At 44.6% G+C, this 12,851-nt stretch carries 14 protein-coding genes and 1 pseudogene; 3 read left to right on the top strand and 12 right to left on the bottom strand.

Features of this window, described 5'->3' with window-relative positions; all coding sequences use genetic code 11:
* Positions 1–218: 218 nt before the first annotated feature.
* From LQV63_RS20270 to LQV63_RS20250, 5 genes are all read right to left on the bottom strand, one after another.
* Positions 219–2,714: a GH39 family glycosyl hydrolase gene (locus LQV63_RS20270; protein ID WP_233698069.1), complete on the bottom strand. Its 2,496-nt coding sequence runs from the start codon at positions 2,712–2,714 to the stop codon at positions 219–221.
* Positions 2,715–3,051: 337 nt separating this feature from the next.
* Positions 3,052–3,567 carry a DinB family protein gene (locus LQV63_RS20265; protein WP_233698068.1) on the bottom strand — a complete coding sequence of 172 codons (516 nt, stop codon included), beginning with the start codon at positions 3,565–3,567 and terminating at the stop codon, positions 3,052–3,054.
* Between the two features lie 57 nt (positions 3,568–3,624).
* The gene (locus LQV63_RS20260) at positions 3,625–4,005 is read right to left on the bottom strand and encodes an NUDIX hydrolase (protein ID WP_019420584.1); all 381 of its coding nucleotides are present in this window, start codon (positions 4,003–4,005) and stop codon (positions 3,625–3,627) included.
* A gap of 59 nt (positions 4,006–4,064) precedes the next feature.
* On the bottom strand, positions 4,065–4,757 hold the full coding sequence (locus LQV63_RS20255; RefSeq protein ID WP_233698067.1) for a DUF1963 domain-containing protein: 693 nt from the start codon (positions 4,755–4,757) through the stop codon (positions 4,065–4,067).
* Positions 4,758–4,826: 69 nt separating this feature from the next.
* Positions 4,827–5,372 (bottom strand): hypothetical protein, encoded by a 546-nt coding sequence (locus LQV63_RS20250; RefSeq protein ID WP_233698066.1) that lies wholly within the window; start codon positions 5,370–5,372, stop codon positions 4,827–4,829.
* Between the two features lie 372 nt (positions 5,373–5,744).
* Between LQV63_RS20250 and LQV63_RS20245 the strand changes: the two genes are divergently transcribed.
* Positions 5,745–6,581, top strand: coding sequence for an Rpn family recombination-promoting nuclease/putative transposase (locus LQV63_RS20245; protein ID WP_233698095.1), 837 nt, complete (start codon positions 5,745–5,747; stop codon positions 6,579–6,581).
* Positions 6,582–6,866: 285 nt separating this feature from the next.
* Here the strand turns inward: LQV63_RS20245 and LQV63_RS32355 are convergent.
* Positions 6,867–7,034, bottom strand: a pseudogene (locus tag LQV63_RS32355) (IS1182 family transposase); the annotation flags it as partial.
* A 286-nt stretch (positions 7,035–7,320) separates the two neighbouring features.
* Between LQV63_RS32355 and LQV63_RS20240 the strand changes: the two are divergent.
* Positions 7,321–8,433, top strand: coding sequence for an alpha/beta fold hydrolase (locus LQV63_RS20240; RefSeq protein ID WP_233698065.1), 1,113 nt, complete (start codon positions 7,321–7,323; stop codon positions 8,431–8,433).
* 369 nt (positions 8,434–8,802) lie between these two features.
* On the opposite strand, the gene LQV63_RS20235 is transcribed toward LQV63_RS20240, so the two are convergent.
* The 5 genes from LQV63_RS20235 to LQV63_RS20215 form a co-directional block, all read right to left on the bottom strand.
* The gene (locus LQV63_RS20235) at positions 8,803–9,189 is read right to left on the bottom strand and encodes a DUF1259 domain-containing protein (RefSeq protein WP_233698064.1); all 387 of its coding nucleotides are present in this window, start codon (positions 9,187–9,189) and stop codon (positions 8,803–8,805) included.
* A gap of 227 nt (positions 9,190–9,416) precedes the next feature.
* Entirely contained in the window at positions 9,417–9,554 is a 138-nt protein-coding gene (locus LQV63_RS20230; RefSeq protein ID WP_233698063.1) for a hypothetical protein, read from the bottom strand.
* A gap of 315 nt (positions 9,555–9,869) precedes the next feature.
* Positions 9,870–10,388 carry a hypothetical protein gene (locus tag LQV63_RS20225; protein WP_233698062.1) on the bottom strand — a complete coding sequence of 173 codons (519 nt, stop codon included), beginning with the start codon at positions 10,386–10,388 and terminating at the stop codon, positions 9,870–9,872.
* 131 nt (positions 10,389–10,519) lie between these two features.
* Positions 10,520–11,020 (bottom strand): hypothetical protein, encoded by a 501-nt coding sequence (locus LQV63_RS20220; protein WP_233698061.1) that lies wholly within the window; start codon positions 11,018–11,020, stop codon positions 10,520–10,522.
* 23 nt (positions 11,021–11,043) lie between these two features.
* The gene (locus LQV63_RS20215; protein WP_019420595.1) at positions 11,044–11,526 is read right to left on the bottom strand and encodes an 8-oxo-dGTP diphosphatase; all 483 of its coding nucleotides are present in this window, start codon (positions 11,524–11,526) and stop codon (positions 11,044–11,046) included.
* 101 nt (positions 11,527–11,627) lie between these two features.
* Between LQV63_RS20215 and LQV63_RS20210 the strand changes: the two genes are divergently transcribed.
* The gene (locus LQV63_RS20210; RefSeq protein ID WP_019420596.1) at positions 11,628–11,861 is read left to right on the top strand and encodes a DUF3951 domain-containing protein; all 234 of its coding nucleotides are present in this window, start codon (positions 11,628–11,630) and stop codon (positions 11,859–11,861) included.
* Positions 11,862–12,213: 352 nt separating this feature from the next.
* Here the strand turns inward: LQV63_RS20210 and LQV63_RS20205 are convergent, their stop codons facing one another.
* On the bottom strand, positions 12,214–12,789 hold the full coding sequence (locus LQV63_RS20205) for a GNAT family N-acetyltransferase (RefSeq protein ID WP_019420597.1): 576 nt from the start codon (positions 12,787–12,789) through the stop codon (positions 12,214–12,216).
* Positions 12,790–12,851: the final 62 nt, after the last annotated feature.

Genomic DNA, 12,851 nt, shown 5'->3' with positions numbered 1-12,851 from the left:
CTTCCTCCCTACGTTCTGTTTAGCACTTTTCGATTGCTTGTTTAGTATAAAATCTTTTGTTACCGCTTTCTTGTTGTTATTTGCCGCATGTTGGTTCACTTTTTGTCTTATCGAAGCCCCTTCCATATAGATTGGCCTCCGTGAAGTAACGTATACAGCAAAAAACACCTCTTGGCTGTTAGAGGTGCTTCATCCTTCGCGTGGTATATAAAGTACAATCAAAATTGTTTATCCAGTGTAATCAACAGGACGCCATGAGACGGAATAATAAAGGTCTGCTTATAGCTTTGCGCATCGGTCAACTGTTCCGTCCGCAATTCGGGGCCGCTTTTATTTCGTAAATACGCTATTTCTTCCTCCGACGGGCAAGCCGGCTTACCCAATCGAATCCATTCGTCGAACACAGAGCCATGCTCGCGATCAAGCCGGTAGCTCGTCAGTTTATAATTGCCCTTTAAGCCATCCAGCTTAAGATGATACGCTCTGTTTCCTCTCTCCTCAAATATGGTGTACCGACTCGTTTCCGTCAACCCCGACCAATCGCCGCTTGCGAAGAGCTGATCCACATGCGTGTAATGGTACATTAATAGCTGCAGGCTCCCATCATTCCGGCTCGTTACGATATAGCCGTCCCCACGAGCGACAAGTCTCTTTCCCAGCTTGGCCAGCAGCTCGAATGCATAAAAGCTCGGCTTCTTTAAGCCGTTGCGATTCATTAAGCCGAACCCGCCGTAGAACAGCGGCTGAGGGACTTGGCTTTCTTCGAAAACGTCAGTGAACGACCAGAATGCGATTGACGTCAGCGTCCCTATCGTTCGGAGCGCATGATGAATGACGAAGGGCCCCATAAACATCGTATCGTGAATCAAATTGCGGTCATAGAGGGAGAAGTTCCACTCTGTCATATGCAGCTCAAGGCCCGGCGCTTCGTTCTTACCTATTTGAGCTCTTAGCCGCTCTACACTATCAAGGTAGAAGGATGGCGGCATGATCTTCGTCAGCCTGTTGGCCTCTTCCTTCAGATTCGGATATTCCGAGTACACATGAAACGAAAAAAAGTCGATCGGCACATTCCCGTCACGGCAATAAGCCATAAAATCCTTCGCCCAGCTGTCATTCCACAGCGAGCCGTAGCCGAGCGCAGGCCCGCCTACACGCAGTTCGGCAGAAACCGACTTGATCGTACGCGCGGTGGAGTTGTAAAATTCAAAATACTGCTCCTTCGTGCCTGCCCAGCAGACGCCTGCCAGATCAGGTTCGTTCCATACTTCGAAATACCACTTCTTCACTTCATCCAATCCGTACCGATTCAGGCAATAACGAACAAATTCGCGCACAAGCGCATCCCACTTGCTCTGGATAGCCGGCGGGGAAATATTGCCCTTCCACCAAAAAATAGTCTCGTTCGAGCGGCGCAGCGGCGTCGGCATGAAGCCCAGTTCCACGAATGGGTGCAACCCCGCCTGCAACAAGAAATCATACAGCTTGTCTACATATGACCAGTTATAGATGGGCTGGCCGTCCTCCGTTTCGCTATATACCATCATCTCGTCATTGAATATGCCATGGAATCGGATATGGGTGAAAGCAAGCCTTCGCTGCAGATCCAGCAATTGCTCCTGCCAATCCGCTCGGAGCCCTTCAGCGGCTCTGCCGGCGGTTGTCACCCGATTCCAATGCGGCTCATAAGGAAGACCTGAATGGTCTGCGTGTATTCGAATATCAATCCGGTCATGAACGATACTCCTTCTGTCAAAGCCAGCCGTGTCCTCTTCAGATCGCTCCAAATAACGGTATAACGATTCCATCGCTTGTATCGTATCGGTTTCATAATAATCGCCGCTTGACGATTCAGCATAAGTGAGCGGCTTCCTCGCCGGACTGATCGGCGTCTCAGTTATTGCGGCATCTCGAAAAGCGCTTGGCGTGCAATCATACTTCTCTTTGAAATATTTGTTGAATAGCTTCACGTTCGCAAAACCGCAGTCCAAGGCGATTTGCGTTATGCTTTTGTCGGACTCCGTTAACTCGGCTACCGCCTTCTCCAAACGGACCGAAGTCAAATATTTCTGAAATGGGATGCCGATTTTATCGCTAAAGAAATGGGAGAAGTAATGCAAGCTTAGATGCTCCTCATCGGCGATTGTTTGCAGCGTTATTTTCTGGCCATAATTACGATCGACGAATTGCAGCACACGATTGAGCCGTTTGTAATCGTATGCCTTGTTATTCTCTAGAGACGCTTCGTTCATGCCAGTCGAGAAATAACGCAGCAGATGGCCAGCTAACAGCTGAAGCACGCCCATTGAATAATGGCGGCAGCCTGGCGCCTTCTTGCTTGCCTCCCATGCCAATTCCGCAAGACATCGGCGAATCCGATCATAACGGCCGCGGTCGTCGGGCGTCTGGTTCAATGAGTTGCACTCGACGAATGTATGATTATCCAGAAGGTCTGGATTAAACTGGAGAGTCAGCAATACATTGTCTTGGCTTGTGCGCTCGATCTGGTGGATGGACATGCTGTTCACGACGATAATATCGTCCTGCTTCAATGTGTACGGACGCTGATCCAAATAGATGGTGATGGTGCCCTGCAACACATAAATAATTTCAATTTCCTTATGCCAATGAAAAGGAATATGTGCAACGCTATTGACGAACAGCCGAATCGGCAAGTCTTCTTGATGCTCGATAAACTCATAATGATAACGCATATCGATACCCTTTCCTTTTTTTGAGTGTCTACTTAAAGGGGATAATACCACAGGTGGAGGTCTTTTTTCGATGGATCAAGCAACAGTGTGCCCTGAACTATTCGCAAACAGCCGAAATTTAGCAAAAAACTTTAAAATCCCTATTGTACGTGCGACTACTGCCAAAAATCGGAGTTTTGTCTCCCATAAAAAAAACCGCTTGGAATCCCAAGCGTTAGATTGATTGGATGATGGAATTTGGTCGGATCGCTCCCTGACTTTATCACGAGAAAATTTTGTACATAATTCCAAAACGAACAGGACCCACTTAATAGAACATAATGTTCCCCGCCCTACCTTATGTCGTATTCCGCATCTCTTCCTCAACGGACTCTCGCAGCGCCTTTTCATTAATTCCATTTTGTACGAATTGGAATCGGCATCCGGTCATTCGCTGTGCTCTATCGAAAATTTGTCCTACATGGTAACCGGTATGTTCAACCAAATGATAAACGTTATACATGTCTATCTTCTCTTGTGCCGTAGTATCCATTGCATGCTTCCATTCTGCGAAAGCGTTGTCTAATTGTTGCAGCATGCGTTGTTTATCAAGATGAGGGTATGGGAAATAGTCCTCGATCCCCTGCTCGAACGTGGCGTTAACCTCGATCAATCGGAGCGTATTGCGCTTTACATGCTCCATGATATGTAAGACGATGCCACCGATACTGGCAGCATTTTCGGAATCCTGCTTCCAAATTTCTTCATGTTTCAATTGTTCCAAGCTAATTTTCACTTTCGGAAGATAGTGGTTTACCATGCGACATACCGAGATGACGTGAAATAATCGGAACGTATTCTCTTGAGCCATCATGTCCTCCCACAAGTTCATTTTAATGAAACAACTTGTACATTAACCAGTCTTCGTTCGCTATTCTTTCGCCAAGTGTTGCACCACGATGTCGCGGATTGGCTTCGTTATGGAATCGAACTTGTCTTCATCCTGTAGGTCAATCCAGTCAACCTCTACGATTTCTTGATTGTATGGCTTTGTCTTATCTAATGATAAAGTGCCGCCGATGATTTCTGCCCGATACGTATGCTTATGTTTAATCTCGCTCATTCGCCCGTGGAGTGTAATCTCGTATCCCGTTTCTTCCTTGACTTCGCGAATACACGCTTCTTCAGGCGTCTCTCCTTGCTCGATACCTCCGCCGGGATAACTCCATACCAATTTCCCGCGATCCGTACGCTGCCTAACCATCAGAATCTGATTATTATTTCTCACGATGATAGCTTGAGATCTCAGCATAACCACCCTCTCTTTACATAAATAATGAACCATGAAATCCAATAAATCCATCTTCATCCTTAATAACAATCCCAGTACATATACCACTCGCCGTCGGCACGCGATCTGTAAAAATACAGATTGCCATTGTCACCGATCATGAAGCGCGGCTTCTCCTCAGATGCGAACTGCATGACGAATTGGCAGTCTTCCATCGAGATCGGGGATTGGATGTAGGACGGATAACCCCCGATTTTAGTAAAAGTATAGCGCGTGAACTCATCAAAAAATTGGTCACTCCATTCGTCGTCCTCATTAACCTGCGTCAAATCAACATAGTCCCATGCCTCTTCCCAGCACGGATAATCATTTTCTTCGGATAAGTGCCATTTAATCTGAAATTCTCTTAATCCTCTCACTTCTTCCGGCGTGTCAACCAACTGCAATCCATCCACAGATGGATGCTCGATAAGTTTCCATCCGTCTCCGTTCTTCGCGGGCTCCAGTGGCAGCTGCTTCTTATTCAGAAACACTTGGATCATACTGGAATGGCCCACGCCTTCGATGCCGCCTGGTATTTCAGGTACATACGCTTGCAATACGGGAATCATATGACCATCCGTATCGGTAGGCCATCCCGCTTCTGCATCTATGTAAAAGTGTCCGCCAAACCAGCTCCGTCTGCCATCTTCTGGACGGAATCCACCAATCTGTGCCTTAACCGGTTTCTTCCCTATTTCTTTCAGCTTCTTAAATGCCTCAATCTCCATCATTGTTCACCTCTTGTATGCAATATTATATCTATGCAGTCGAAGTCAGATCCATTGGTAAACATCAGCAGTCTACTCCGCTTCTGCTCCGATACGGCTCACATCAAGATGATCAACGAGCTGCAGTTGAATGGTTTCCTTGTTTTTCTTTCCGTCATTATCCTTCCAGATCATTTCAACGTAGGTGTTCTCATAATCTTGTTTCGTCTTCGCTATTTCACCGTACTCATAAGGCCCCGTAATAGTCCCTATCTTGTTCACATTGACCAGTATATTCACTGGACCGCCCTCTGCACGGGCCTTTTTACTCAACACAGGTTCAGCTCCGAACTTCACATCCTGTTCAAAAAAAGTCACCGAATAATAGTCACTGTCGGCAACATCGTCTGCCGATCCCAAATAAACCAAGCTGGCATTGCCCCGTTGTATGTTATCGGGAGTCACTACAATTCGATAGTTGTCCACCCGCCAATTGATACCGCTTCCTGCTAAAGTATAGATGTCTGTCCCTTTGTTGTCGCGTACTCCCTGTTGTCCCTGCTGATAAGCATAGAGTATGCCCCAACCTACATTCGTAAGTAAGAAGATTACGGCTAACCACGTCGTTTTTTTCATCATTGCCTCCTATTCCCCAGCCTCTATTCCATATTTTACTTAATAATGCAGCCCGATCAAAGGGCTAGATGAAAGAAAACTGTAAATTACGCCAATAGTATAGGCGGTGGGCGGCAGCTTGCACTAAATTATTTTTAACGCATCAAAGTCATACATTTCTCTAAAAACTACATTAGCACAGATATAAGAAAGAGTCCCGATTTAACGTCATATGCTTCCTGCCTGCGGCATTCAATTCGAATTCCAGCACCCAACCATTACATTGATTGATCGGACACTTTTTGATAACGGGGAATGTGCTAAAAGAGTCGGCCGCAAGCTACAAAAACGTACGCAGGGCATGCTATAATGATAAGAAATGGAGTTGATTATCGGATGACAGATTTGCTCGATCCCCGGAATGATTTCGTGTTTAAGCGAATTTTCGGCAGTGAAGAAAATAAAGACGTGCTACTCACTTTCTTAAATCGAACCTTCGCGGAGTCGGGCGAGCCACCGCTAACGGAAATCGTTCTTCTAAATCCATACACGGATAAGGATGCTCCGCTGGATAAGCAGTCCATCTTCGACATTTGGGGCAAGACTGCGGAAGGCAAGCTGATTAACGTCGAGATGCAGTTGTTTAATAAATACGATATTGAAAAGCGTACCCTTTATTATTGGAGCAAACGCTACTCCAGCCAGTTGCAGGAAGGGCAAACCTACAAGGAGCTGAAGAAGTGTGTCACCATCAATATCTTGAACTATTCGTTCCTGCCTAATGACCGTTACCACAACGTGTTCCATCTGCGGGAAGACCACACTGGCTTTGAATTAACCGATGATATCGAAGTGCATTTCATGGAACTATCCAAGCTGGACGACCAATCCGTTCCGGTTGAGAGCGGCTTAATCAATTGGCTTCTGTTTCTGAAGGGTGCCGACAAATCGAATTGGGAGGTGCTGAAGATGAATGAACCGACATTGAAGAAAGCGATGGATACGCTGGAATTCTTAAGTCAGGATCGTGAGGCCCGCCGATTGTATGAGGAACGACAGAAGTATTTGCATGATGAGGCTTCTATGATTGAATGGGCAAGAGAACAAGGTGAGCGAAATAAAGCAATTGAAATCGCTAAGAACATGCTAGCGTTGGGAATCGAGACGGCAGTCGTTGCCAAAGCTAGCGGCCTATCTGAATCGGAGGTCAAGTCCCTAAAGGCGGTTCAATAATTTGCTTACTTATGGACTGACCGCCTTTCGGCAAGGCATTCAGCGGCTAACCAAATCGCCCTGTCCTCCTCAAAAAGGACAAGGCGATTCATTTTTTTATCGAGGGAAACGATACTGAAATATAACGCTAACTATTCGCAAAATTCAAAATACCAGAAAAAAATTTCCTCCTGAGACCAACCGTGTCACCACGATCAATCACAGCCAAAGAATGTTAAATGCATTTTTGAGGCTTTGTATAAATTCTAGCTTCTGCCCAAGCAGGAAAAAGAACAAACCTCTTAAACGGGAAGAGTAGACGCGCTGGGTGTAGGCGTAAAGGATGACCTTGGTGAGCATTTTGGGATGGTAACTATGACGACCTCCGCCAGGATAAGCGGCAGCAAACAGTTGGTCGTCCAGTCGGTTCACCATCTCGTTAACGATACGAACAAGATGATTGCGGGGAAATATTCATTTAACCTTTATACAAGCTAGACTTTAACTGTGTAAAAATATATTCTTGCATTTGATTTGCAAGAAGAAGTATATTCGCATCTTTTTCGTTTTTTAAAACCCAATTCAGAAACACCATTGAGTTAGCGGCATATAATTCTGCTACATGTTACAATGATCACAAATTTTTTTGATCGTAATATCTTTAAAGTCAGCTTGTTTGAGTAATTCAATTAGTCCCCGTTCAATCGCTCTTTTTCTATGCTTTAGAATAACTACATACTCAACTACAGGAGGGATAAATATGTTTAAGCAATATGTAAATAATGAACAATTCAATCTTCAAATTAATCGTTTCATAAATGATTATTATCAAGAAGATGATAGAGCAAATGCTGACTTGGAAACCATTATTCCGAGATTAAATGATGCAAATAGCTGGTATGAAGCTTGGCTGGATTTTGCCAAGAAACGCGAAGAGAGCAAGGACTATGACTTAGCCTCGGTCTACTATCAAGCTGCAGAATTTTACCTTGCGCCTGCAGACCCAAATAAAGAAAAAATGTATCAAAAATATAGAGAAACCTTCTATAAGGGCTTTCATGATTTTGATTATGAATCCTACAAGATTCCCTATGAAGACTCCTACCTTCCTGCTGTAAAATTATTGACACCTGGGGCTAAAAAAACATTACTGGTCTTTGGCGGTTATGATTCTTACATGGAAGAGATGCTTAAAATGATGAAATTTATGAAAGGAATTGATTACAATATTATTGTATTTGATGGTCCAGGCCAAGGAACTGCATTAAAAAACGGTCTCAAATTCATTCACAACTGGGAAAAACCAATATCATCGGTGATTGATTATTTCAAGTTAGATCGTGTAAGCATCGTAGGCGCTTCTTGGGGAGGATATTTAGCTATGCGTGCTGCGGCATTCGAAAAGAGAATAGATAAAGTAGTTGCCTTTAACATTTTCTATTGTGGTCTAGATGCATTAAAAAATCGTATGCCAGATGAAACATATAATGGTATTATGCAGCTAGTTGATGGTAATGAAGCAGATAAAGTTAATTCTTTATTTGAAAATATGATGGCTAACAATATTGATTTAAGCTGGAAAATTACAAAAGGAATGGAAAACACCGGTGAATCGACGCCTTTTGATCTCATTAAAAATTTTGAAAAACACACGATGCACGGAATTGGACCATTCATTAATCAAGATGTTCTTTTATTAGCTGGAGAAGATGATCAATACGTGCCTATTAGCCGGCTGCCACAAATTCAACAAGAATTAATGAATGCTGCTTCAATTACAACTACAGTATTCACGAAAGAAACAGGTGGTGAACAACACTGTCAAGCAGGCCATAGAGAGTTAGCGTTTAATGAAATGAAGAAATTCCTATAACAAAAAGACAAAAAGGCAGCCCGAGGCTTGATTCTTGGGTTGCCCGTTTTTTTGCGGTCCATAGAGTGCTTCTTGAGCAGCTACTTCACTTCATAACCGTAAGCACCCGCGAAATTCAGGATCACTTGCAGAATGTATACGGCATCGAGGTCGCTCCCACACTCATCTCGAATATCACCATCAGGGGATCGTTCCTGAAATACAGTATAGTATGCGCCTTACCTCCTCGCAATCGTTTCTGACGGAAAGGGAGAATGGAGCTAAGGACTCTTGAACAGAGGTCCTGCACCATAAATCTCTGCACTCAATCTCCTTATCCCTTTGCCTCCCAGCCTTAAACTTCAATCTTATCTACAGAATTCCCTTCAATTAAATAACATCAAGCGCTCTCCTGACTTTTCTTGCGAAAACAAGCGGTTTTTCAACCGCTTCGATGTTGATATAAATCAAACGAGGGCGCTCGAATAGCCATTCGTTGTGTACAGACGTAACTTTGATTCCTTGATTGCGAATGGCCGATGTAAATTTATCGACTTCGTTTTGTAAAAATGCTGCTCTACCTAAACATAGCGCTCTGCCAGATTTATTATTTAATGATTCGAATGAAAAAGAAGACGTAACTGTAAATTGTTTTCCCAATATTTTTGCTCTTATTTGATCTCGGTTTATTGTCGATACGCACTTTCCCCCAGCGAAGCCGGACTGGCCCCCGATAATGTTTGAGAACTGCCCGCAAAGCGATCCGTTACTTGCCATACTTTCATCCCTCCCTATTCCATTTAGAGTATGAGCATAAGACCAGGGTTGAAACGGATTCTCGCCTACTTTATTAGCTGCCAAACGGCAACCTGCAGAATGATGTCCCCAATTATTGCATCTGCTCTAATCACTCATGACGCCAAGAACATGTTAAAGCAAGGAACTGTACAACATCAAAAAACACGACCCACGAGATCGTGTTTACGTCTGTATGATGGTGGGACCTAAGGGGATTGAACCGAAGCGCGGTGTCCGCCAAACCAACTACGTCTGCCATCCTCCGGACAGAATCCGCCTATCTGTGCTTTCACCGACTTTTTTCCTATTCCTCTTAGCGTCTTAAATGCCTCAATCTCCATCATTTATCACCTCTTGGATCCACTTCAACCGCTTCTCTGCTTCATTCTCCCCTTCTGTCAGAAGATGCCCTCTCAAAAGATGGCTTTGGTTAACTTCCATCAGGAGATCGACCGCTTAGATACGCTATGGCATCTATACAAAACGGCATGCGCCTTACCTCATCGTAATCGTTCCTGACCGTAAGGGTGAATGGAACAAAGGACTCTTCTACTGAGGCCTGCACCATATTGCCGTTTCCAAGGGAGGGGGCTGCTGCCATTCCCGCCTGCGCGCAAACAAAAAACGAGCCTAGTCCCGGCTCGCTTCTGTGTTGCAACCTATGTATCCTTTGATTCCGCCGCCTGCGCCACAGCCAGTTCCCCTACCACCGTGTGCAGCAGCTTCGGCTTGGAAAATAGATTATATCCAATGGAGCGCAACGTATAAAAAGGGCCAAATGGCAAGGCCCACCAGCCGAAGAGGAACGTGTACGCCGTAAACATCAAATTCAAGAGCGGCGTATAGTGGTAGCCCTTGATGTAATGGCGGGTTTTGCTCCGCAAGCTAATAAGACCGAACGAAAAACAAACTTCATACTGGACGAGTTCCGAATCCTTATCCAGCCGAATGCCATCATAAATGAGCTCGGAGGACATCATGAATTGTTCCCGATTAGTCAGGAGCCAACCTTCAAAATCAGCCTTTTTCCGGGCATTTCGGCGAAAGACTACATATAATAGAAATAGTATACATGCGATGACGATCTGGAATATCGCATTGCTCATATCTTGCCGATATATGCTGTTGCCTAATCCAAGCAGGAAGAGGAAACATATGAAAAGCAATAATTTGTGCATCTGTCCATCACCTGTTTATGCCGCAAAAACCAAGCAGTCACGCTCTATCGCCCGACTGTTGCACGTCTTATCTGCATTGGTTCCTGTCTGGCGCGAATAGTTTCGTTTCATCATTGGTTTCTCGAATCCTTTCATGCACTTGGTTTCATACGATTTACGATGATCTCATTCACCACGGAATTAAGCTTCCGAGGCTGAACTCGTATATTATGCATGACTGCCTTTATCGTATTTAGAGGTCCCTTCGGCAAGGCCCACCATCCAAATATCAAGCAGTACATAGAAAAAAACAACGAATAAACCGTTGTGAAATGATGCCCGTTCACATAATAAGCGGTCTTGCCCCGGTAACTGATATACGCGATCGAAATGCATACTTCGTACTGAATAAATTCAGTCTGGTCATCGATAAGAATACCGTTGAACATCAATCCGTCTTGCTTCAACCGTTCCCGATTCTCGACAATCCAGTCGGAGAATTCGTCATTCAATCGATGATCTCGCCAAAACAAGAGAGAAAATACGAATGTAACGATCGAAATAGCCGCCGGGAGGGTTGCATGCTCCGGATTAGGATCCGAAACAAGCAGACTTAGGAATAGCATCGAAATAATGAACAATACAACATGCATAGAAGCGTCTCCTGATAGTTTATCTACTTTAGTAACTTAATGCTCTCCTCTATCGGCTCATTAGCATCCTCATCCCACACAACCGAAATTTCAAACGTGCCTGGTTCGAAGAACAAGGGAAACCGTCTCCTGAACCAAGGCTGCATCGGCAGCTCCATCGCTTCATCGATGGACACCCAGAGCAATTCGCCCTCCGGCGGATTGGCCAGCAGTTCTCCCTCGTACGAATCTGCTACATAGTTGAACACCATGTACCGATAGTTTTTTTGCGGGACTACATATTCGTCCAGCCCTTTATAAATCAAGTTTTTGACCCGAAGCCCCGTCTCTTCATACACTTCTCGAATAACGCCTTCCGATAAGCTTTCCGGGAAATCCACCTTCCCTCCAGGTCCCAAATAACCGGGAAAGCCGCGCTCATTGGGGCGATTGATCAACAGCACACGATCGCCGTCTTGCACCAGGCACATCGTGTACATGCCATATTTTACATCCTGCTGCGTCATCTGTAATTCACCATTTTTCTTAAGTAATTACTTCTATTTTTTGAAACCATTAACATTCCAGTTCGTACTAGCTACAAACAAAGAGGAAAGGATGTATCCGGATGGACGTCGGTGCGATAATGATATTCTCCTTGATTATCCCTATATTGGTGCTCCTGGGCATCATCTCTTCTAAGATCATTGCCGGAAAAGGCCTTCCAGACAGCAACTACACGCCGTTCGACTACATCACTGGACATTCCGCCGTCGAATTCCACGAAGAGAAGGAAGACAAGGAAGAAGAAGACGATCAGGGCGATGACAAGGATAAAAATAAGAGCAAGAAAAAGTCATAATTTATAGAAGTCGGGCTCAACTGAGCCCTTCTCATTTTCCACAAACACTAGTAATTCAATTTATTGATTGTAGCATTATATGCCACAATGTGACAAGAACGTTTATCCCTCTATTATTCATACACTATTCATCCCGTCATTCATTGCAACGCCAAGCCACAGTCAGGGCACTCCGCTTCTTTGCCCTTAAGGCGATACCCGCACGCGGGACATTTTACAGGCACTTAAAAGTCCGCAACCATTTTTAGAAAACATTCTCTCTCCTCTATTTGAATCTAACGGCACATCCCGCTACGCAACAAAGCCTCCCTGCGCAAGAAACCTTGCACAGAGAGGCTTGCACCGGCACCACCTACCATAGCATCCCTTCACCTAGCTCCAGATAAACGTCTGTTTCCTCAAAAGCACTACGATTATTTTGCGCTTTATCCGAGAAAAAACGCATCATGGTAGACAACCCTAAAGAATCGCTGCGGAAAGGCTTGCTGCGTGTGCCGCCAACAAGGCATACGTTTTTTTGATATTCCCATCCGCCTTGCGTATAAAAGTTAACTAAAGAAGGTTCACAAGTAAATATGCCGATATCCGGTTCATTTTTTTCGATATACGAAGCTGCTTCTTTTACAAGCTTCACACCGAATCCTTGATGGCGGTAAGGAGGATTGGTCATGACCTCGCTCAGCCCAAACGCTTTATACGTGAGTCCTCCATGTGTAATATTTTTGCCTGGAACGGCAACATGGCTAATTACGATATCGCTCTCAACCAATACGAAAGATGTTGGATGAGTTGCCGGATTCTCTGGCCAGTCTATATTCTTCCCCTTGCCTTCGAATGCTTGAGGCCACTGCTGCCGCATTAGCCATATAATCTGCTCTTTAAGATGCAAGGGACAATCTTCTTGGGCAAATTGAAGCAATTGCATCATCGATCGGCTCCTTTTGTAATAAGAATTGGATGTTCACTGCCGTGTTTTCCCATAAAAGAAGA

Origin of the sequence: Paenibacillus profundus (assembly GCF_021369635.1) — a bacterium.
In the GTDB taxonomy this organism is placed as follows: domain Bacteria; phylum Bacillota; class Bacilli; order Paenibacillales; family Paenibacillaceae; genus Paenibacillus_B; species Paenibacillus_B profundus.
This window is presented reverse-complemented; position numbering and strand designations above follow the sequence as displayed.

Bases quoted from the DNA above. Each gene is read 5' to 3' on its own strand.
- LQV63_RS20240 (WP_233698065.1), top strand. From the start codon at position 7,321: ATGTTTAAGCAATATGTAAATAATGAACAATTCAATCTTCAAATTAAT.
- LQV63_RS20210 (WP_019420596.1), top strand. From the start codon at position 11,628: ATGGACGTCGGTGCGATAATGATATTCTCCTTGATTATCCCTATATTG.
- LQV63_RS20255 (WP_233698067.1), bottom strand. From the start codon at position 4,757: ATGATGGAGATTGAGGCATTTAAGAAGCTGAAAGAAATAGGGAAGAAA.
- LQV63_RS20260 (WP_019420584.1), bottom strand. From the start codon at position 4,005: ATGCTGAGATCTCAAGCTATCATCGTGAGAAATAATAATCAGATTCTG.
- LQV63_RS20230 (WP_233698063.1), bottom strand. From the start codon at position 9,554: ATGATGGAGATTGAGGCATTTAAGACGCTAAGAGGAATAGGAAAAAAG.
- LQV63_RS20205 (WP_019420597.1), bottom strand. From the start codon at position 12,789: ATGATGCAATTGCTTCAATTTGCCCAAGAAGATTGTCCCTTGCATCTT.
- LQV63_RS20245 (WP_233698095.1), top strand. From the start codon at position 5,745: ATGACAGATTTGCTCGATCCCCGGAATGATTTCGTGTTTAAGCGAATT.
- LQV63_RS20265 (WP_233698068.1), bottom strand. From the start codon at position 3,567: ATGATGGCTCAAGAGAATACGTTCCGATTATTTCACGTCATCTCGGTA.
- LQV63_RS20220 (WP_233698061.1), bottom strand. From the start codon at position 11,020: ATGCATGTTGTATTGTTCATTATTTCGATGCTATTCCTAAGTCTGCTT.
- LQV63_RS20225 (WP_233698062.1), bottom strand. From the start codon at position 10,388: ATGCACAAATTATTGCTTTTCATATGTTTCCTCTTCCTGCTTGGATTA.
- LQV63_RS20215 (WP_019420595.1), bottom strand. From the start codon at position 11,526: ATGACGCAGCAGGATGTAAAATATGGCATGTACACGATGTGCCTGGTG.
- LQV63_RS20270 (WP_233698069.1), bottom strand. From the start codon at position 2,714: ATGCGTTATCATTATGAGTTTATCGAGCATCAAGAAGACTTGCCGATT.
- LQV63_RS20235 (WP_233698064.1), bottom strand. From the start codon at position 9,189: ATGGCAAGTAACGGATCGCTTTGCGGGCAGTTCTCAAACATTATCGGG.
- LQV63_RS20250 (WP_233698066.1), bottom strand. From the start codon at position 5,372: ATGATGAAAAAAACGACGTGGTTAGCCGTAATCTTCTTACTTACGAAT.